Source organism: Micromonospora tarapacensis (assembly GCF_019697375.1).
Lineage (GTDB): Bacteria > Actinomycetota > Actinomycetes > Mycobacteriales > Micromonosporaceae > Micromonospora > Micromonospora tarapacensis.
The window spans coordinates 2,559,320-2,578,719 of record NZ_JAHCDI010000004.1 but is presented as its reverse complement, the minus strand read 5'-3'; the positions used below and the strand labels follow the sequence as shown (position 1 = coordinate 2,578,719).

General features: G+C 72.1%; 17 protein-coding genes and 2 pseudogenes. 15 read left to right on the top strand and 4 right to left on the bottom strand.

Features of this window, described 5'->3' with window-relative positions; all coding sequences use genetic code 11:
* Positions 1-143 precede the first annotated feature (143 nt).
* Positions 144-1,550: a MocR-like pyridoxine biosynthesis transcription factor PdxR gene (pdxR, locus tag KIF24_RS17630; protein ID WP_221084989.1), complete on the bottom strand. Its 1,407-nt coding sequence runs from the start codon at positions 1,548-1,550 to the stop codon at positions 144-146.
* Positions 1,551-1,818: 268 nt separating this feature from the next.
* Between pdxR (KIF24_RS17630) and KIF24_RS35110 the strand changes: the two are divergent.
* The 10 genes and pseudogenes from KIF24_RS35110 (at position 1,819) to KIF24_RS17580 (ending at position 11,575) form a co-directional block, all read left to right on the top strand.
* Positions 1,819-3,380 (top strand): annotated as a pseudogene (locus KIF24_RS35110) (anthranilate synthase component I family protein).
* A complete protein-coding gene (locus KIF24_RS17620) occupies positions 3,377-3,961 on the top strand; it encodes an anthranilate synthase component II (RefSeq protein WP_221084988.1) in 585 nt (194 codons plus the stop codon). The pseudogene KIF24_RS35110 and the gene KIF24_RS17620 overlap by 4 nt, the downstream one beginning before the upstream one ends.
* Positions 3,962-4,096: 135 nt before the next feature.
* Positions 4,097-4,702: pseudogene (locus KIF24_RS17615) on the top strand (B3/B4 domain-containing protein); the annotation flags it as partial.
* A gap of 202 nt (positions 4,703-4,904) precedes the next feature.
* Positions 4,905-6,140 carry an ATP-grasp domain-containing protein gene (locus KIF24_RS17610; protein WP_221084987.1) on the top strand — a complete coding sequence of 412 codons (1,236 nt, stop codon included), beginning with the start codon at positions 4,905-4,907 and terminating at the stop codon, positions 6,138-6,140.
* Positions 6,131-7,348: an MFS transporter gene (locus tag KIF24_RS17605; protein ID WP_221084986.1), complete on the top strand. Its 1,218-nt coding sequence runs from the start codon at positions 6,131-6,133 to the stop codon at positions 7,346-7,348. The genes KIF24_RS17610 and KIF24_RS17605 overlap by 10 nt, the downstream gene beginning before the upstream one ends.
* Before the next feature lie 23 nt (positions 7,349-7,371).
* Positions 7,372-8,676 (top strand): TrpB-like pyridoxal phosphate-dependent enzyme, encoded by a 1,305-nt coding sequence (locus tag KIF24_RS17600; RefSeq protein WP_221084985.1) that lies wholly within the window; start codon positions 7,372-7,374, stop codon positions 8,674-8,676.
* A 56-nt stretch (positions 8,677-8,732) separates the two neighbouring features.
* Entirely contained in the window at positions 8,733-9,431 is a 699-nt protein-coding gene (locus KIF24_RS17595) for a flavodoxin family protein (RefSeq protein ID WP_331461177.1), read from the top strand.
* A complete protein-coding gene (locus tag KIF24_RS17590) occupies positions 9,421-9,768 on the top strand; it encodes an AraC family ligand binding domain-containing protein (protein ID WP_221084984.1) in 348 nt (115 codons plus the stop codon). Before KIF24_RS17595 ends, KIF24_RS17590 begins: the two co-directional genes overlap by 11 nt.
* Positions 9,765-10,115 carry a chorismate mutase gene (locus tag KIF24_RS17585; protein WP_221084983.1) on the top strand — a complete coding sequence of 117 codons (351 nt, stop codon included), beginning with the start codon at positions 9,765-9,767 and terminating at the stop codon, positions 10,113-10,115. The genes KIF24_RS17590 and KIF24_RS17585 overlap by 4 nt, the downstream gene beginning before the upstream one ends.
* On the top strand, positions 10,115-11,575 hold the full coding sequence (locus KIF24_RS17580; protein ID WP_221084982.1) for a UbiD family decarboxylase: 1,461 nt from the start codon (positions 10,115-10,117) through the stop codon (positions 11,573-11,575). The genes KIF24_RS17585 and KIF24_RS17580 overlap by 1 nt, the downstream gene beginning before the upstream one ends.
* Here KIF24_RS17580 and pdxR (KIF24_RS17575) read toward each other — a convergent pair.
* Genes pdxR (KIF24_RS17575) through KIF24_RS17570 form a run of 3 tightly spaced genes read right to left on the bottom strand, consistent with a single transcriptional unit; the run spans position 11,520 to position 15,332 of the window.
* Positions 11,520-12,665, bottom strand: coding sequence for a MocR-like pyridoxine biosynthesis transcription factor PdxR (pdxR, locus tag KIF24_RS17575; RefSeq protein ID WP_230415716.1), 1,146 nt, complete (start codon positions 12,663-12,665; stop codon positions 11,520-11,522). The genes KIF24_RS17580 and pdxR (KIF24_RS17575) overlap by 56 nt on opposite strands.
* Positions 12,614-13,030, bottom strand: a complete 417-nt coding sequence (locus KIF24_RS33090; RefSeq protein ID WP_331461176.1) for a winged helix-turn-helix domain-containing protein — start codon at positions 13,028-13,030, stop codon at positions 12,614-12,616. The genes pdxR (KIF24_RS17575) and KIF24_RS33090 overlap by 52 nt, the downstream gene beginning before the upstream one ends.
* Before the next feature lie 43 nt (positions 13,031-13,073).
* Positions 13,074-15,332, bottom strand: a complete 2,259-nt coding sequence (locus tag KIF24_RS17570) for a hypothetical protein (protein ID WP_221084981.1) — start codon at positions 15,330-15,332, stop codon at positions 13,074-13,076.
* Positions 15,333-15,596: 264 nt separating this feature from the next.
* Here KIF24_RS17570 and KIF24_RS17565 point away from each other — a divergent pair, with 264 nt between their 5' ends.
* The 5 genes from KIF24_RS17565 (at position 15,597) to KIF24_RS33085 (ending at position 19,329) form a co-directional block, all read left to right on the top strand.
* On the top strand, positions 15,597-16,724 hold the full coding sequence (locus tag KIF24_RS17565) for a sugar ABC transporter substrate-binding protein (RefSeq protein WP_221084980.1): 1,128 nt from the start codon (positions 15,597-15,599) through the stop codon (positions 16,722-16,724).
* A gap of 13 nt (positions 16,725-16,737) precedes the next feature.
* A complete protein-coding gene (locus KIF24_RS17560; protein ID WP_331461175.1) occupies positions 16,738-17,565 on the top strand; it encodes an ATP-binding cassette domain-containing protein in 828 nt (275 codons plus the stop codon).
* Between the two features lie 61 nt (positions 17,566-17,626).
* Positions 17,627-18,088 (top strand): hypothetical protein, encoded by a 462-nt coding sequence (locus KIF24_RS17555; protein WP_221084979.1) that lies wholly within the window; start codon positions 17,627-17,629, stop codon positions 18,086-18,088.
* Positions 17,983-18,873, top strand: coding sequence for an ABC transporter permease subunit (locus KIF24_RS17550; RefSeq protein WP_221084978.1), 891 nt, complete (start codon positions 17,983-17,985; stop codon positions 18,871-18,873). Before KIF24_RS17555 ends, KIF24_RS17550 begins: the two co-directional genes overlap by 106 nt.
* 180 nt (positions 18,874-19,053) lie before the next feature.
* Positions 19,054-19,329, top strand: a complete 276-nt coding sequence (locus tag KIF24_RS33085) for a BON domain-containing protein (protein WP_221084977.1) — start codon at positions 19,054-19,056, stop codon at positions 19,327-19,329.
* Positions 19,330-19,400: the final 71 nt, after the last annotated feature.

Sequence of the window (19,400 nt, the reverse complement as noted above, 5' to 3'; positions counted from 1 at the left end):
CGGCCCGGACGTCGCCCACCGTGCCGGCGACACCGGCCGATTCGCTGTCGTGAGGTGGCGGCCAAGGTCGAGGGGACAGCGGTTTCCGACCGGGTCGAGCGGCGGTCCGGCCGGCAGTCGAACGCCGGCACCACCGGCGGACGTCAGGCGCCACTGCGCTCGGTGACGTCGCGGTAGGCGGCCGCGATCGCGGCCAGACCCCGGCCCAGTTCCGCGGCGGGCACCCCGGCATGGCCGACCACCAACGCCGGCGGCCGGTCGTCGTCCCGCAGGGCGTAGAAGCGACCACCCCGCACCAGTACCGAGCGGCGCCGGACGGCCTGGACCAGCGCCTCCTCGGCGCAATCCGGCGGGAGCACCAGGTACGTCTGTGGTCCGCTGTCCCGGCCGGACACGGTGACGCCGGGCAGGCGCCGGGTGACGAAGTGGTGCACGGCCTGCCGGCGCCGCTGGAACTCGGCGCGCAGCCGGCGCAGATGCCGATCGAACGCGCCGGTGTCGACCAGTCGGGCGAAGGTGAGCTGTTCGAGCCCGGAGCAGCCGATGTCCCAGCCGGCGCGGACCCGTTCGACCGGTCCGGTCAGCTCGGGTGGGGTGGCGACCCAGCCGAGCCGCAGGGCCGGGGCGAGGACCTTGCTGGCGCTGCTGGCGTAGACGACGCGGTCGGGGGCGAGGCTCTGCAGGGCCGGCATCCGCTGGGCCGGTGCCACGCACCCGGCGTTGAAGTCGTCCTCGATGATGTACCCGTCCACTGTCCGGGCCCATCCGACGAGTTGCTCCCGACGCTCGGCGCTGAGCACGGCTCCGGTCGGGAACTGGCTGGCCGGTGTGGTCAGCACGGCTCGGACACCGCTGGCGGCCAGCTCGTCGACGCGGATGCCGTCGCCGTCCACTGCGATGCCGACCGGGCACAGACCGGCGTCGGCGATGAACGTCCACTCGCCGGGATGCCCCGGGTCCTCCACGCCCACCCGGTCGTGGCCGGTGTCGCGCAGCACGCGACAGAGCATCGCCAGCCCCTGGGCGAACCCGGAGGTGATCATGAGGTGCTCGGGTCGGGTGCGGACGGCGCGTACCCGGCCGAGGTAGCCGACGAGGGTGTGCCGGACCGGTGGTAGTCCGGACGGAGGTCCGTAGCCCAGCTCCCGCCGGCCGGCCGAGCCGACCACCGAGCTGACGCAGCGGATCCAGTCCTGGCGTGGAAAGGCGGACGTGTCGGAGCCGCCGGTGCGCAGGTCCACGACCTCGGCGGCGGGCGCCTGGTCGTCGGGGGTGAGCGCGGAGCCGACCTCGGCACGGGCCGCCGCGGCGACCAGGGTGCCGGAACCGCGCCGGGAGATCAGATAACCCTCGGCGCAGAGCTGCTCGTACGCCTCGACCACCACACTGCGGGACACGCCCAGATCCACGGCGAGCCGGCGGCTCGACGGTACCCGGGTGCCCGCGCGCAGCGCGCCCTCCTCGATCTGCCGCCGTACAGCGCTGCGGAGCTGCGTCGCCAGGGTTTCCTGGGAATCGCGATCAATTGACAGACTTAGATGCCATGCCAAGTGGTCCCCTCCGCGATCGTCGAAGTGGTATGGACAGAGTGGTCCGCGCCTGGCGAAAGTGTTTCCCGGTCGTGCAACTGCTCGACCGTCAGCGAATCGGGCAATCTTTCCGTGCCCGCCCATTGAGGACGCGGGCGGGCGCTGTGCGGCGACGAGCGTCGGCGCGGTTGATGTGGTTATTCGTTGTGAGGGAGGGCTCGACCTGCCGTTTTGGGCGCTGGGGTCGGTGTCGGTGGGTGCGCGAATCGAGCTGCTCAGGGGAGGCTTCATGGTGGTCGCGTCGTCGGCCGGGTTGGGCGAACGTCCTGCCTATTCTCATTCCTTGGCGGAGGGCGGCACGCCGCGGGCGGGCACGATTCCGATTGATGTGACAACTATCACACTGCCGTCTATCGATCCCTTGGCGCTCTACACGGCTTTGTCCAAGAATCGCGTTCAGGACGACATTTATCTGTTTGAAAGCCTGGACGGGCCGGCCCGGGACCGGCGTGCCGCCGCGGTGGGCTGGGGACGCCTCGCCGAGCTGCGAGTCATCGCCGACCGGCTGGAACTGACCGCCGGCGGCGCGCTCGGCGAGGCCCTCGCCGCCGTGCTCGACGCCGTCCTGGGTGAGCCGCTCCAGCGTGGTGGCGACCAACGCCGGTGGCCCCTCGCCGGCCCGTCCGAGGTGTGGGCCGCGGTGCGGGCCGTGCAGCGGGCGTTCGCGGTGGAAACCACCGCGGACGCCGACAGCTTCGCCTTCGGCTTCCTCACCACCCTCGCCTACGAAGCCGCCCGCGACATGGACGAGCTCACCGTCGAGCGGGTGGTCGACGACATCCCGCGCTGCACGCTCGCGCTGTACCGGCACACCGTCTGGTGGGACCTCCGCGCCGGCACCGTCCACCAACTCAGCAGCACCGGCCCGCACCTGCCGCACGAGCCGGTGCCGCCGGCCGCCGAACTGGTCGCCGGGCTTCGTGGAGACCACGACGAGGTGCCGTCCGCCCCGGCGCCGACGCTGGTCCGGGACAGCCTGGACGAGGAGACCTTCGCCGCCCGGGTCAAGCAGTGCCTACGGCACATCGAGGTCGGAGACAGCTACCAGATCCAGATCGGCCACCGGATCGAGGTCGAGAGCCAGCTCACGCCGCTGGAGGTCTACCGGCGGTTGCGGCACCGCAGCCCGTCGCCGTACATGTACCTGGCACCCTGGGCCGGTCGCACCATCATTGGCGCCAGCCCGGAACTCTTCCTCCGCATCGGCGGTGGCCGGATCTCGATGCGCCCGATCGCCGGCACCGCCCCCGGGCCGCGGACCCGGCGGCCGACCGGCAGCAGGTGGCGGACCTGTTGGCCAGCGAGAAGGAGCGGGCGGAGCACGTCATGCTCGTCGACCTGTGCCGCAACGACATCGGCCGGGTCTGCGTGCCGGGCACCCTCAGTGTCGACACGATGCTTGAGCCGGAGGCCTTCGCGTACGTGCACCATCTGGTCTCCACCGTCTCCGGGCGGCTCGCCGCCGGCACGGACGTCTGGGCGGCGATCTGCGCGGCCTTCCCGGCCGGCACCATGACCGGAGCACCCAAACTACGATCGATGGAGATCATCGATGGCCTGGAGGACCAGCCCCGTGGCGTCTACGCCGGGTCCACCGGCCTGGTCGACGTACGCGGCTTCGCGGTCCTCGCGCTCTGCATCCGCACCGTCGTGCAGGACGGCCCCCGCTACCGCACGCAGGCATCCGCCGGGGTGGTCGCCGACTCCACGCCCACCGCCGAGTGGCGGGAGACCCTGGCCAAGATGAGCGCCACCTACTGGGCCCTGACCGGTGCGGAGCTGCTGCCGTGAGGATCCTGCTCGTCGACGCGTACGACAGCTTCACCCACATCATCGACCAGTACCTACGCACCCTCGGCGCGCACACCGTGGTGGTCCGCTCCCGGAGCCGGACCAGCGACCAACTCGCCGCCCTGCGACCGGACGCGGTGGTCCTGGGCCCCGGACCGGGGCATCCCGCCGAATCCGGTCACGTCCAGCTGGTGCACGCCTTCGCCGGCCGGATCCCGCTCCTCGGCGTCTGCCTGGGCCACCAGGCCATCGGCCTGGCCTACGGCGGCACCATCTCGGTCGCCCGGCACCTCATGCACGGCAAGACCAGTGTGACCGAGCACGACGGGCGCGGCGTCTTCGCCGGAGCGCCGGCACCGCTGACCGTCACCCGCTACCACTCGCTCATCGTCGCCGATCCCGTGCCGGCCGCGCTGGAGGTCACCGCGAGATCCACCGACGACGGCTACGTGATGGCGGCGCGCCACCGCACCCTGCCCGTCGAGGGGGTGCAGTTCCATCCGGAGAGCGTGATGACCGAGGACGGACTTCGGCTGTTCGACAACTTTCTGCGCGGCGTGCCCACCGTGCTGCCGACCTGATGGTGGTGGCGGTGGGCAGCGGGCAGGCCGGCCCGGATTGGTCTGACCGGAACCCTCGGAATTGGCTACAACCCGTGATCGGCCCGCTGCGTAAAGTCGACCCGATTCCGATGACCGAACTCCACGAGGATCACGATGACCCAGCTTAGAGACGGTGCGGACACCATCGAGGTCGGCATCGACGACCGGGTGCTGACAGCCGTGCCGGTGTACGTCCTCGGCCTGATCGCCGTACCGCCGGTGCAGGTCGTGCCGGCGGATCCGGCCACGGCGGCGCTGCTGAACGCGGCGGAGGACGCGCTGCACGGGGCCGGCCTGGACAAGGCCGGGGTGGCCCAGGTGCCACAGATCGCCGCGTGGCGGGCGGCGTACCAGGCGGTCGGGGTCAACCCGAACCGGTTCCCCTGCGCCGCCGAGTCGATCGCCCGCCGGGTGGTCCGGGGGGACCGGCTGCCCCGGATCAACTCCCTGGTCGACCTCTGCAACGCGATCTCGCTGGACGCGGCGCTGCCGGTGGCCTCGTGCTCGGTCGCCGGCCTCGCCGGCCTCGTCGTCCGCCCCGCCGACGGCACCGAGACCTACCTGCCGCTCGGCGCCCCGGACGCGCCGGAGCTGCCGGAGCCGGGCGAGGTGATCTACGCCGACGCCGACGGCCGGGCCCACTCGCGGCGCTGGAACTGGCGCCAGGGCCACCTGGTGCGGACCGACCTGGGCCGGCACCGGCTGCTGCTCACCGTGGAGGCAGCCCATCCGGGCGGCCGTGCGGACGTCGAGGCCGCGATGTCGCTGCTCGGTGCCGCGCTGGACGACCTGCCCGGCGGGCCGCACGTCGCGTCCTCGGCGGTGCTCGACGCCGGCACGACGAGCACGGTGCTGTCCGCCGCGGCCCCGGCCGGCGCGCAGGCCGGGCCGGCTCCGCCGGCAGCCACCTGGGGAGCCGTCGATGAGTCGCGCGATCCTCGTCGTCTACCGGCCCGCGGCCGGCCGTTACGCCGCCCAGTTCCGCAGCGTGGTGGCGGCGGCCACCGACCTCGGGGTGACCCCCGTGGTGCTGCTGCCCGTCGGGCAGCCGGCCGCCGAGGCAGCCGGCATGAGCTGCTACCACGCCGACCTCGACGACCGGGAGGCCGTCCGGTCCGCCGTCACGGCGATCGTCGCCGCGCATCCGGTGGAAAGGATCTTCCCGCTCTTCGAGGGTGACGTGCTGACCGCCGCGTTCTGCCGGCGGGACCACGGCATCCCGGGTCTCGATCCGGAGCAGGCGCTGACCTTCCGCGACAAGAACGTCATGCACCGGCGCGCCACCGAGCTGGGTCTGACGGTGGCCAGATCCTGCCGGCCCGACACCCGCGGCGCCGTCGAGGAGTTCGCCACCGAGGTGGGCTGGCCGGTGGTGGTCAAGCCGTACTCCGGGTGGGCCTGCGGCGACACCCACCGGGTCGACTCGACCGACGAGTTGGCGCGGGTCTGGCCGCTGGTCGCCGACAGCCGGCACGACTACCGGGTCGAGGAGTACGTCCGGGGCGTCGAATACCACGTCGACTCGCTGCTGCGAGACGGCGTCACGGTCTTCGACCAGCTCTCCCGTTACACGTACTCGGTCCTGGAGTTCCGCGCCGAGCCGGGCGGCACGATATCCCGCAAGCACGACCTCACCTCGGCGGAGCGACAGATCCTGGCGGCGAACGCCGCCGTGCTGCGCGGCTTCGGGATGCGCACCGGCGTCGCGCACGTGGAGTTCTTCCTCCGCGACGACGGTGCGGTGGTGTTCGGCGAGGCGGCGGCGCGGGCCGGTGGCGGTTCGATCGTTCCCGCCATCGAGGCCGGACGGGGGATCAACCTCGCGGGTGAGTGGTGCCGCCTGGAACTCGACGCCCGGCACGTCCCGGCCGCTCCACTCGGGCCGGAGATCGGCACCGAATATCTCTGCTCCGAGCGGTTCGGCCGGATCACCGCGATCACCGGCGCGGACGAACTGCGGACGTTCGACTCGGTGCTCGACGCGGACGTGTGGAAGAGCGCCGGGGACGTGCTCGCCCCACCGACCGCGTCCAACGACGTCCTCGGCTGGTACGTCTGTGCGGGCCGCGACTTCGACGACGTACGCGCCCGGTTCAAGGCCATCCGGGACATGTTCGAGGTGCGCACCGAGCCGGTCGAGGAAACGCCATGTGGCTGAGTCGCTTCCGGGCACTGCCGCGCCCGCTGCGGATGCTGCTCCTCGCGTCCTTCATCAACCGGGCCGGGATGTTCGTCTTTCCCCTGCTCGCGGTCTATCTGGTGCAGAGCCGGCAGCTGAGTGTCGGTCAGGCCGGTGCGCTGATCTCCGTGGGCAGCACCGGGCTGCTGGCCGGCAGCCTGCTCAGCGCTCCCGTCTGCGCCCGAGCCGGCCGCCGCGCGGCGTTGGTGTCCAGCCTGCTGCTCAACGCGGCCGGCTACCTCGGCCTGGCCGTGATCGACGGTCCGCCGTGGACGTACGCGGTGCTGCTGTTCGTCGCGCTGGTCGGGATGGGGATGTTCGCCCCGGCGGCCAACACGCTCATCGCCGACCTGACCGAACCGGAACAGCGGCCCTTCGCGTACACGGTCAGTTACATCGCCAACAACCTCGGCATGGGGGTCGGCCCGCTGCTCGGCGGGCTGGCGGCGGCCTACTCGTACCACCTGATGTTCGCCGGGAACATCCTGCTCGGTGTGGTCGCGGCGGTCACCATCCGGCTCTGCGTGCCGGCGGACACCCGCCGCCCGGCGGCGACCACCCACGGCACGACCGGCCGGATCGGGCTACGGCGGGACCTCGACGTGGCCGTGGTCGTGGTGGTCTCGTTCTGCTTCGTGGCGCCACTGATCGGCCTGGAGTACACCCTGCCCCTGGCGGTGACCGGCGTGCTGGCGTCGTCGGTGGCGGTGGTCGGGGCGGTCTACACGATCAACAGCCTGGTCGTGGTGGCCGCCGGCATCCTGATCGAGCGGCGGATCAAGGCGTACCCGACCCGGACCCTGCTCATCGTCGCCGGCCTGCTCTGGTCCGCCGGGATGGCCATCCTGGTCTTCGCCTTCTCGCTGCCGGCCGTGCTGCTGTCCACGGTGGTGTGGACCCTGGGGGAGATCATCGCCTCGGTGGTGGTGCCCACCTACATCGCCGACCACGTCGAGCAGAGCCGGGTGAGTGGCTTCATGGCCCTCAACGGCTTCGTGCTCAGCGCGGCCCGCCTGGTCGTGCCGCTGGGCCTCGGCCTCGTCTGGCAGGCCCAGGGGCACCAGCCCGTGTTCTACCTGCTGCTGCTGACCCCGGTGGTCGGCGTCGCCTTGTTCGCGGTGCTGCGGATACGGCCGCCCGCCCCGACCCGGCCCGCGCCCACCGAACTGGCCACCACCCGTCCCTGACCACCCTCGAATCGGAAGCGGCGATGACTGTCACGAAGTTTGTCCTGCCGGAAAGCGACATCCCGACGACCTGGTACAACGTGGTCCCTGACCTGCCCAAGGGGCTGCCGCCGATGCTCCACCCGGGCACCCGCGAGCCGATCACCCCGGCCGATCTCGCACCGCTCTTCGCGGCCGGGCTCATCGAGCAGGAGTTCTCCACCGAGCGGGAGGTGGAGATTCCCGGCCCGGTGCTCGACATCTACCGCCAGTGGCGGCCCAGCCCGTTGATCCGGGCTCACCGCCTCGAACGCGAACTGGGCACCCCGGCCCGGATCTACTTCAAGTACGAAGGGGTGAGCCCGGCCGGCAGTCACAAGCCGAACACGGCCGTCCCGCAGGCGTACTACAGCAAGCAGGACGGCGTACGCCGGCTGACGACCGAGACCGGTGCGGGTCAGTGGGGCAGCTCGCTGTCGATGGCGTGCGCGTACTTCGGCCTCGACTGCGAGGTCTTCATGGTGCGGGTCAGCTACGACCAGAAGCCGTACCGGCGCGGGCTGATGGAGACGTTCGGGGCCTCGGTGACCGCGAGCCCCAGCGAGCGCACGGCGGCCGGCCGGGCGGCGCTCGCCGCCGACCCGCACTCCACCGGAAGCCTCGGGCTGGCCATCTCCGAGGCGGTGGAGGCGGCGCTGCACAGTGGTGGTGCGGCCCGGTACTCCCTCGGCTCGGTGCTCAACCTGGTGCTGATGCACCAGACGATCATCGGTCAGGAGGCGCTGCTCCAGTTGGCGATGGCCGACGACTACCCGGATGTCGTGATCGGGGCGGCCGGTGGCGGTTCCAACTTCGCCGGTCTGGCCCTGCCGCTGCTGCGTCGGCAGTTCGAGGGCGGGCCGACCGTCCGGTTCATCGCCGTGGAACCGTCCTCCTGCCCGTCGCTGACCAAGGGCACCTACGACTACGACTTCGGCGACAGCGCGGGCATGACCCCGCTGACCAAGATGCACACGCTGGGCCATGACTTCCGGCCGCCCGCGATCCACGCCGGGGGGTTGCGCTATCACGGCATGGCGCCGATCGTCAGCGCCCTGCGGGAGATCGACCTGATCGAGGCGCGGGCGGTGACGCAGACGGCCTGCTTCGAGGCCGGCGTGCTGTTCGCCCGCAGTGAGGGGATCGTGCCCGCGCCGGAGTCCACGCACGCCGTCCGGGTGGCGGTGGACGAGGCGATCCGCTGCCGGGAGACCGGCGAGTCGAAGGCGATCGTCTTCTCGCTGTCCGGGCACGGCCACTTCGACATGCAGGCCTACATCGACTACTTCGCCGGAAAGCTGACGGACTGACCTCGGGCGGGAGGTGCGCGGCGCGCCTCCTGCCCGGCGAGCCTTCGGGGGACCGAGTGCACAGCGAAGCAGCCACCATCCTGGCCATCAACGGCTCCGAACGGGCCGGCGGCAACACCGACCTCGCGGTCGACTACGCCGGCCGCCTGCTCGCCGCGCGCGGTGCCGCGCTACGCACCATCCGGCTGCGCGATCACCGGATCTCACCGTGCAGCCCGTGCGGCGACTGCAACAGCCGGACCACGCCCTGCCAACTCGACGACGACGTGCCCGCCCTGGTGGAGCAGATGACCCGCGCGGACGGGCTGATCTACGCCGCCCCGGTGCACGGCTTCGGCCTGGCCCATCTCATGCAGGTCTTCATCGAACGGGCGGGGGTGGGATACCTGCGCTTCAACCGGCCGCTGGCCGACAAGGTCGGCGGCGTCATCGTCACCGGCCGCCGGTACAGCGACTCCTCCGTGCACAACCAGATCGTCAACAACCTACTGCTCAACCGGATGATCCTGGTCGGCAGCGGCTTTCCCGTGCTGCTGCGCAACACCACCGGCAAGCCCGGCCTCGCCGACACCGAGGGCATGGACGCGCTGGAACGGATGGTCAACCGGATGCTCGACATGGTGCACCTGCTCAAGCGACACCAGCGGGTCACCGGCGGCAGCGTCCTGCCGCAGCTGGACCACAACGAACGCGTCCCACGGCCCCGCTCGGGCGGGGCCGCCCAAAGCAGAGGAGATATCGAGAATGTCCACTGAACAGGTCACCGTCCCGGTCGGCATCGACTTCCCCGCGACGCAGTGGGAGAAGTGGGAGAAGCCGGGCGCCGAAGGGCGCGTCAAGATCGCGTACGTCGGGGGGCAGCGACTGCGGCTGCTCGAACTGCCCGCCGGCTTCGACGAGCACCACTGGTGTCTGCGCGGGCACACCGGCTACGTCCTCCAGGGCGAGTTCACCATCCACTTCCGCGACCGCTCGGTGCCCTGCCGACCCGGCATGGGCTTCGTCATTCCCGACGACGAGGAGCACCGGTCCCAGGGCAGCAACGCCGAGCCCACCGTCGTCTTCGTCGTCGACGAGGTCGCCCAACCATGAGCCAGCAGCAGGGGAACGGCACGCCGGGCGGCGGCACCGAGGGCCCGGCCCGGATCGCGGAACTGCGGACCACCATCGACGGGCTCGACCAGCGGATCGTCGGGTTGCTCGCGGAGCGTACCCGGGTGGTTCGCGAGCTGACCGTGCACAAGACGGACGAGCCGACCGTGCGGTCCCCGGACCGGGTGCGCCAGGTGCTGGACCGGGTGCACGCCCTCGCGGTGGGGCACGGCATGCCCCCCGAGATTGCGGTGGCCACCTACCGCGCGCTGATCGACGAGCTGACCCGGATGCAACTGCACATGCTGGCCGACCGCGGCGCCACGGCCACGCCGGGGCAGCAGTGATGGCCGGCGGCGCCCCCGTCGACCTGCGACACGCGCTCGCCTCCCTCGACCCACTGCCCGGCGAACTGGTCCGGGTCACCGAGGAGCTGCCCGCCAGGTACGGCGTCGCGGCCCGCTACGCCCGCTGGGCCGGGGCGCCCGCCGCCCCACCGACCGGCCCCGGGCCGGCGGTGCTCTTCGACCGGGTACGCCCGGACCACGGCCCCGTCCGGGCCGTGCTGATGGGGCTCTACGGCACCCGTCGCCGAGCTGCCGGCCTGCTCGGCTGCACCCCGGCCGAGCTGCCGCACCGGCTGCTCGACGCGGTGCGGTCGCCCCGTCCGCCGGTGCCCGCCGCCGACCCGGCCGGCTGGCCGCGCGAGACGCTGCCGCCCGACCTCACCGCTCTGCCGGTGCCGGTGCTCACCGACGAGGACGCCGGGGCGTACCTCACCCTCGGCGCGGTGCTCGCCACCGACCCGGAGACCGGGGTACGCAACCTGTCGGTGCACCGGATGTGCGTCCAGGGACCGGACACACTCACCATCTGGATGGTTCCCGGGCGCGACCTCGAACTCGCGTACCGGGCGGCCCTGCGCCGGGGCGGTCCGCTGCCGGTGGCGATCCACCTCGGGCTCGGCCCGGCGGTGCTGCTCTCCTCCTGCTGCCCGACCTCGCTGGCACCACCCGGCCTCGACGAGCTGGCCGTGGCCGGTGCGCTCGCCGGTCAGCCGGTCGAGCTGCTGCGGTGCCGGACGGTGGACGCCGAGTTCATCGCGCACGCCGAGTACGTCATCGAGGGTGAGCTGCTGGCCGACACGGCGCCGGAGAGTCGGCACGGCAGCGTGGCCACCCCGGAGTTCCTCGGCTACCAGGGCCGGGCACACCCGGCGCTGCCGCTGGTCCGGGTCACCGCGATCACCGCTCGGGAAAGCCCGATCCTGCAGGCCGTCTCCGGCCCCGGGCACGAACAGTCGGTGCTGCTCGGCTTCGGCATGGAGGCCGCGGTGCTGGATCTGCTGCGCCGGCGGGGCACGCCGGTCGAGGCCGCCCACTGCCACACCGCCGGGGGCGGCCAGCTCATGGTGGTGCTCCGGTGGCCGGCGAAACGCGGGCCGGACGACGACACCACGGTGCGTGCCGCCGCCGAGGCGGTGTTGACGGAGTTCCGGATGGCCAAGCTGGTGCTCTGCGTCGACGAGGACGTCGACATCGAGTCCGACCAGGACCTGTGGTGGGCGATGGCCACCCGGTTCCAGGCCGACCTGGACCTGGTCGTGCTCCCCGACCGGGAGGGCTTCCCCCTCGACCCGACCCAGCACACCGGGTATTCCCGGGCCCTGTCCGCCGACGGGCGGACCGCCAAGGCGGTCTTCGACTGCACCGTCCCGTACGCGCAGCGTGCCCGTTTCCGGCGGCCCCGGTTCACCGAGCCGCCACGTCCCGCACCGCGGCGGCCAACAGCGCGACTCCCTCGGTGATCCGGGCGGTGGACAGTGCCGCGTATCCGATCAGGAACGTCGGCTCCGCGGGTGGCCGGATGGTGAAGTAACCCGAGCCGGGGTAGATCCGCAGGCCCCGGACGGCCGCGGCCCGCACGATCTCCGCCTCGTCGGTGTCGGGTACGCCGCTCAGGGTCACCAGCACGTGCAGCCCGGCCGCCGCGCCGGAGATCCGGACGCCCGCGCCGAAGTGTTCGTAGAGCGCCTCCAGCAGCCGGGCCCGGCGCTGCCGGTACAGGCGGTCCATCCGGCTGATGTGCCGGCCGTAGGCGCCCGAGTCGATGAACTCGGCCAGCGCCTCCTGGGTCACCGTCGGGGTGAGCCGGTCGGTGATCCACTTGACCCCGAGGAACGGCCGGACCAGGTGCGACGGCAGCACCGCGTACCCGATGCGCAGCGACGGAAAGAGGGTCTTGCTGAAGCTGCCCACGTAGACCACGTCCGCGTCCTGCGGGTCGGCGGCCAGCGCCGACTGCCGCTCCGGAGCGAAGGTGAACTCGTTGTGGTAGTCGTCCTCCAGCACCGTGGCGCCGTGCGCGCAGGCCCACCGCAGCAGCGCCCGTCGTCGCCGCTCGGACATGATGAACCCGGTCGGGAACTGATGCGACGGTGTGACGTAGACGAGGCGGACCCGCGCCGGATGGTGGCCGTGCGCGCGGATCCGGTCGTTGATCTCGTCGACCCGGATTCCTTCCTCGTCCACCGGCACCGGCACCACCGCCGCCCGGGAGTAGCCGAAGATCTGCCGCAGCACCGTGTGGCTGGGATCCTCGATCACCACCACCTCGTCCGGACCGACGAGCAGCCGGACCAGGATGTCCATCGCCTGGGTGGCGCCGCTGGTCACCACGATGTGTTCCGGCGCCGCACCGAACGCCCGGCTGCGCCGCAGCAGCGCGCTGATCTGGGCGCGCAGGGCCGGCGCGCCCTCGGCGGGCCCGTAGCCCAGGGTCGCGGCGTCGGCGCGGCTCACCGCCTCCGCCAGCGACTGCCGCCACCGGGTCACCGGGAAGCTGGTCAACGCCGGGGTGCCGTGCCGGAAGTCGTACGCCGCGTGCGGCCGGTGCATCGGTGCCGGCTCCCATGGCCGCCACAGCGGACTTCCCGCGTCGGTGGGCAGCGGCGGCTCCGGCCGGAGGGAGCGCGTGGGGGCGGCGCGGCCCCACGGATCTCGGCGGGCAGGTGGCCGCTGACCCGGGTGCCGGATCCGCGCCGGGAGGTCAGTACCCCGTTGGCGCGCAGCAGCTCGTACGCCCGGGTCACCACGGTGCGGGAGACCCCGAGTTGGTGCGCCAGTTCCCGGCTGGGTGGCACCGTGTCGCCGGGGCGCAGCCGGCCGGACCGCACGGACCCGCTGATCTGCTCGCAGAGTTGCTGCTGTAGCGGCACCGGGCTGTCGCGGACCAGCACGACGAGAAGCTGGGACGAACTCACCTGGGTATGGTCCCCGATCGGCGGCGCTGCCGCGGCATCCGGTTCACACCCCGGCGGGCGGGCCGGCCGGATGAGCCGCTGGGCCCGCCGGCTTGCCGAGGCGCTCGACCAGATCCCGTACCGCCTCGGTGTACGGCTCGTCGGACTCGCCGGGCCAGTGTCCCCTGATCGGTGGCGGGACGCTGTCGCCGGGCGGGGCGAGCAGTCCGCTGGGATCGCGGCGGCGGCGGTCCACCGTTGCCGGCGGGCCGGTGACGGTCGGTGGTGTGTCCGACCGGTGGGCAGAGAAGATCCATCCACCGATGGGGTCGGTGTCGCGCCACAGGTTCAACCAGCGCCAGCCGACCCGGTCACCCACCTCGTGCAGCATGTCGTCGTCGAGGTAGGCGGGGAAGAGTCGGGCGTACAACCGGCGCAGTGGTGAGCTGTAGGTGAGGAGGGCGACCCGGCCGCTCACGTGGGGCGGCAGCTGAAGGATGGTGGCGGCGACCAGCACCGAGCCCTGGCTGTACCCGGCGATCAGGACCGGGTGGCCGCTGCCCACCAGGTAGGTGATGCGGCGGGCCAGTTCCGGCACGGCCCGTTCGGCGTAGCAGGGCGGCGCGAAGGGGTGGGCGGCGCGGGGCCAGAAGGTGGCCAGGTCCCAGAGGACACCGACGTGGCGCCGGAATCCGGCCGTCCGGTAGGCGAAGACACCCCCGATGACCAGGGCCAGGACGGTTGCCGCGATCAGGTAGCCGCCCAGGCTGATACCGAAGTCGACCAGGCCGGCGGGCACCCGCGCGTACCGTTCGATGACGTCGCCGGGATACAGCCCGAGCAGGTCTATCGCGGTGGTTGCCGCGCCGAGTCCGGCAAGGCCGGCGTAGAGCACGGCAAGTGGCAGCAGCCACTCGGTGAACCGGGCCCGGACGATCGCCTGTCGCACCTGCCGCAGCCGGGGTGCGGCCTCCGCCGGCGGGTTCGGGAAGTCGCGCTCGACGATCGCGACCGCCGCGCGGCAGCGGCGGCGTCGGGAGAGCAGGGTCACCAGGCCGGCGACGACCAGCGTGATCAGCATCGCGCGGAAGAAGCCGTAGATCGCCCAGGTGTACGCCGGTGGTGGGTTGGGGGTCGCGGTCGCCGCGTCGCGGTCGAGGAAGTCCGCCACCCGATGGACGAGTCCTGCGGAGAAGGCCACCGCGAGAGCTGCTCCCGCCGCCGCGGTTGCCAGCGAGCCGAGCCCACGCAGCGGCGACCTGCCCGGCCGTCGGCCCCGGCGCCACAGCAACACGGCTGCCAGGGCGGCCAGCAGTCCGGCGTGGGCGACGAACAGGCCGGTGAGGGTCGAGCCGTAGCCGGGCAGGCCACCCCGTTCGTGCCAGTGCGTGGGGGTGGCCAGCAGATGGGCGGAGACCACGATGGTGAGACCGATGGCGACCGTCCGCAGCATGCGGGCGGCACTGTCGAGCCGCCGGCTCGCCGGCGCCCGCTCGATCAGCGGGGGAGTGCAGAGCAGCGTCACTCCGGTGGCCAGGATCGCTCCCGTGGCCACCGCCAGCACGACGGTGATCGGCGCGGCGCCCTGCGCGGCCCGGGCGGCGAGCAGGCTGCCGTCGAGGGTCACGAACGCGGTAGCGATGTGGATCGATCGCAACCGCCCCATCAACGGCTCGGCGTCCCACTGGCCGACGGTGCTCAGTGGGTGACTGGACTGCGTGCTCTCGGGCGGACGGAACGCGTTGAAGGGGCGCCCCGGGCGGGTGCTGGCCCACCAGAGGAGGCCGACGGCGGCGGCCGGGACGAGCGCGAGCACCGCGAGTCGCAGCCCGGCGGGGCGTTCGCCCAGCCAGGACAGCCAGCTACGACCGGACAGACACGCGGAGGACGACATGCACTGCCAGGCGACCAGGTCCAGCGCGACCCCGACGGCGGCGAGCACGTACAGCGCGGTCAGGGTGAGGCCCAGCACCCGGCACAGGGATCTGACCACGACGTCGGGGGCCGGGTTGCCCGGGCGCATCCAGACCGCCACGTTGATCAGCATGAACGGCAGCAGGAACACCAGCGACAGGGTCCGGATCACGGTGCCGGAGGGCAGGTCGCTCCACCGGTACGCCTCCAGGGTCGACCCGTCCGGGCGGCCGGTGTGCGCGCAGCCGGGCCGAGGTCGATAGAAGCCCGCACTGCGGTCTCCCGCGACCTGCACGAGCGGCGGGTCCAACACCTGCCCGACGCCGGGGGCGGAAACCCCGTGCACCCGCAGTTCCACCACGTCACCGGGCATCGCCGGCCCGCGTGCCCGCGCTGATCCAGCCGACATCGGCCGGGTCTACCCCAGCCGGCGGGATCCAAGCCTGGGCTGCGGGGGCAGGCCGCCCGGCGGTCCCGGCGGGTGGCGGCCGGGACGCCGGCGGGCCGTTGACGAGCGGCGGTCAGGGGCATCCGCGCGGTGGTGAGCAGAATTCGGGAATTTGCCGCACTTGCCCTTCAACTGGGTGAAGCTGGCAGGGAGGTTGGCCGCGCAGGGGGGCGGCGAGACGTGCCGGCGGCCGTCTCCCCGATCCAGAAGGGTGGTGGCGAAATGATGTCCAAGCATCCCGGAACCGCGACGGCAGTCGGCGTTCTGCTGGCGATCTGCCTGGTGGTGACCGGCTGTGGACAGCAGGACGACGGCGGCGGCGACGAGCAGCAGCAGCCGGGCGGCACGGAGAGCACCGCGAACGGTTTCAAGATCGGTCTGTTGCTGCCGGAGTCGAAGACCACCCGGTACGAGGCGTTCGACCGGCCGCTCATTCAGGAGCAGCTCATGCAGCTCTGCGGCAAGTGTGAGGTGCTCTACCAGAACGCCGACCAGGATCCGGCCAAACAGCAGTCCCAGGCCGAGGCGATGCTGACCCAGGGCGTCAAGGTGATGATCCTGGATCCGGTGGACGCCAGGGCCGCGGGTGCGATCGTCAACAACGCCCGGTCGCAGAACGTCCCGGTGGTCTCGTACGACCGGCTGGCCGAGGGGCCGATCTCCTACTACGTGTCGTACGACAACCGCAAGGTGGGCGAGGTGCAGGGCCAGGCGTTGCTGGACGCGCTGAGCCAGGGCGGGCAGGACCCCAAGCGCGGCGACATCGTCATGATCAATGGGTCGCCGACGGACCCGAACGCGGCGGACTTCAAGGCCGGGGCGCACTCCGTCCTCGACGGCAAGGTCAACATCGGCCAGGAGTACGACACGCCGGACTGGTCGCCGGACAAGGCCCAGCAGGAGATGGAACAGGCCATCACCGCGCTCGGCCGGGAGCGGATCATCGGTGTGTACGCCGCCAACGACGGCACCGCCGGCGGCGCGATCGCCGCCATGAAGGGCAGTGGCTTTCCGAGCCCGCTGCCACCGGTCACCGGTCAGGACGCCGAACTCGCCGGCATCCAGCGCATCGTCGCCGGTGAGCAGTACATGACGGTGTACAAGGCGATCAGGCCGGAGGCGGAGGTCGCCGCCGCGATGGCGGTCGCCGCGGCCACCGGTCAGCAGTACACGGGCCGGCCGACCGAACAGCGCAGCAACGGCACCACGGACGTCCCCTCGGTGCTGCTCGAACCGGTCGCGGTCACCCGCGACAACATCGAGGACACGGTCATCCAGGACGGGTTCTACACTCCTGCGCAGATCTGCTCCGGAGCCTTCGCCGAGCCGTGCGCAGCGGCCGGCATTTCCTGAGCGGATCGGTGCGGTGGCTGACGACACTCCGGTGCTCGCGATGTCGGGCATCTCGAAGCGGTTCGGCGCGGTCCAGGCGCTCTCCGACGTGTCGCTGGAGGTCCGTTCCGGCGAGGTGGTGGCGCTGGTCGGGGACAACGGGGCGGGCAAGTCGACCCTGATCAAGGTGATCGCCGGGGTCAACCCCGCGGACACCGGCGAGATCCGCTGGCAGGGGCGCCGGGTGCAGATCGGCCGTCCCGCCGACGCGAGCAACCTCGGCATCGCCACCGTCTACCAGGACCTGGCGCTCTGCGACAACCTCGACGTGGTCGCCAACCTCTACCTCGGTCGGGAGCTGACCCGGACCGGCGTGCTCGACGAGATCGGCATGGAGCGGCGCGCCCGCGAACTGCTCACCAGCCTGTCGGTCAAGATCCCCTCGGTGCGGGTCGCGGTGGCGGCGCTCTCCGGTGGCCAGCGGCAGTCGGTGGCCATCGCCCGCTCGCTGCTCGGCGAACCGAAGCTGGTGCTGCTCGACGAACCCACCGCCGCCCTCGGTGTCGCGCAGACCGCCGAGGTGCTCGACCTGATCGAACGACTCCGCAAGCGCGGCCTCGGGGTGCTGCTCATCAGCCACAACCTGGCCGACGTCAAGGCGGTCGCGGACCGGGTGGTGGTGCTGCGGCTGGGGCGTACCGCCGGCACGTTCGACCCGGACCGGACCAGCCAGGAGGAGATCGTCCAGGCGATCACCGGGGCGCTCGACAACGCCGTCAGTCGGCGGCGGGCCCGGGACGTGCCGCCGGACGATGGCGATGGTGGCGCGGCGCGCCAGGCGACACCGCGAGATCAACTGTGAGTAGCCGTCCGAGGTCGGCCCATGCCGGCACAGCCGATCAGCAGCCCGAGGGGGTCTCCCGTTGAGCACCTCGACGACCAGCCCCGAACCACCGGCGGGGGACAGCATCCAGACCGGTCCCGGCGGCGAGGGTCGACGCTCGCCGCTGACCGCGATCCGGCGCCGGCTGCGCACCGGCGAGTTGGGTGCCTGGCCGGTCATCATCGGACTGATCGTGATCTGGGTGGTCTTCCAGTCGCTCAACGACCGGTTCCTCAGTCCGCAGAACCTCTCCAACCTCACCCTCCAGATCGTCGCCACCGGCACCATCAGCGTCGGCGTGGTGCTGGTGCTGCTGCTCGGTGAGATCGACCTGTCGGTCGGCTCGGTGGCCGGCGTGGCCGCCGCCGCCCTGGCCGTGCTGACCGTGCGCCACGGGTGGGGGACGTCGCGGCGATCGTCGCGGCGCTGCTGCTCGGCGCGGCGATCGGCGCCGTACAGGGCACCGTCTTCGCCCGGCTCGGGGTGCCCGCCTTCGTGGTGACACTCGCCGGCAACATCGGCTGGCAGGGCCTCCAGCTCTACCTGCTCAAGCCCGAAGGCACCATCAACCTGCCCTACACCGGCTTCATCGGCGAGATCACCCACGTCAACCTCGGCCGGGGCACGGGCTGGCTGATCGGCGTGCTCGCCGTGCTGGCGTACGCGGCGGCGGTGCTGGTCGACAGCCGCCGCCGGACCGCTGCGGGGCTGCCCACCCGCAGCCTCACCGGGTCGTTACTGCGGGTGGTCGGCCTGGCCGTGCTGGTGGCGGTCACCGTCGCCGTGCTCAACGCCTGGCAGGGCGTACCGGCGGCGCTGCTCATCCTGCTCGCCCTGGTGGTGGTGATGGATCTGGTGCTGCGCCGCACCCGGTACGGGCGGAGCATCTTCGCCGTCGGCGGCAACGTCGAAGCGGCCCGGCGGGCCGGCATCAACGTCGCGCTGATCCGCATCTCGGTCTTCGCGCTCACCTCCATGCTGGCTGCCCTGGGCGGCATCCTGACCGCATCGCGCGGGTACGCCGCCGGACAGTCGACCGGTGCCGCCGACACCCTGCTGGTGGCCATCGCCGCCGCGGTGATCGGCGGGGTCAGCCTCTTCGGCGGTCGCGGCTCGACCTACGGCGCCCTGCTCGGCAGCCTGGTGCTCGGGTCGATCACCTCCGGCATGTTCCTGTTGCAGCTCGACTCCTCGGTCCGTTTCATGATCACCGCGGCCGTGCTCCTCGGCGCGGTCATCCTCGACTCGCTGTCCCGCCGGGGGCGACGCTCAAGCGGTCGCGCCTGACGCCTGAGCCGAAGGCCCACGCGCGACGACCGTCGCGCAACCACCGCGGCGGCCGGTGGCATCGGCGGGCGGGAATCGTCATCGTTTCGTCGTGTTGGTCGGACCGTCCGGCGGGTAGCGCAGGAGGATCGGCGGTCGCGCTCGACGGCCGTCGGCACCCGCACCCGCTGAGGAGTCACCGTGACCCACCCCTGGTTCTTTCCCGACGACACGTCCGCCCTGTTCCAGATCGGTCCCACCTCCGCCGACGCGCGGCTGGCCTGCGGTCTTCTGGAGCGAATGCAGCGAGACCCGCTGCTGCGTCACGAACGCATCTGCATCGAGGTGCAGAACCGTGTGGTGATCCTGGACGGGGTCGCCAGTTCGGCCGAGGTGAGCGCCCAGGCACACACGGTCGCCTGGGGCACCCCCGAGGTGCACGACGTCAACAACCGCCTGCGGGTCCTGGACGGTTGACCGGTTCCGCGCGCGGGCCCGGGCGGGCCGGACGCGACCGGCCATGATTCCGGATGATCGGCGAACGCCGA

Excerpts from the sequence above, each read along its gene's own strand:
- KIF24_RS17570 (WP_221084981.1), bottom strand. The coding sequence starts at position 15,332 with ATGTCGGCTGGATCAGCGCGGGCACGCGGGCCGGCGATGCCCGGTGAC.
- KIF24_RS17600 (WP_221084985.1), top strand. The coding sequence starts at position 7,372 with ATGACTGTCACGAAGTTTGTCCTGCCGGAAAGCGACATCCCGACGACC.
- KIF24_RS17565 (WP_221084980.1), top strand. The coding sequence starts at position 15,597 with ATGTCCAAGCATCCCGGAACCGCGACGGCAGTCGGCGTTCTGCTGGCG.
- pdxR (WP_230415716.1), bottom strand. The coding sequence starts at position 12,665 with ATGCACCGGCCGCACGCGGCGTACGACTTCCGGCACGGCACCCCGGCG.
- KIF24_RS17610 (WP_221084987.1), top strand. The coding sequence starts at position 4,905 with ATGAGTCGCGCGATCCTCGTCGTCTACCGGCCCGCGGCCGGCCGTTAC.
- KIF24_RS17590 (WP_221084984.1), top strand. The coding sequence starts at position 9,421 with ATGTCCACTGAACAGGTCACCGTCCCGGTCGGCATCGACTTCCCCGCG.
- KIF24_RS17585 (WP_221084983.1), top strand. The coding sequence starts at position 9,765 with ATGAGCCAGCAGCAGGGGAACGGCACGCCGGGCGGCGGCACCGAGGGC.
- KIF24_RS17605 (WP_221084986.1), top strand. The coding sequence starts at position 6,131 with ATGTGGCTGAGTCGCTTCCGGGCACTGCCGCGCCCGCTGCGGATGCTG.
- KIF24_RS17580 (WP_221084982.1), top strand. The coding sequence starts at position 10,115 with ATGGCCGGCGGCGCCCCCGTCGACCTGCGACACGCGCTCGCCTCCCTC.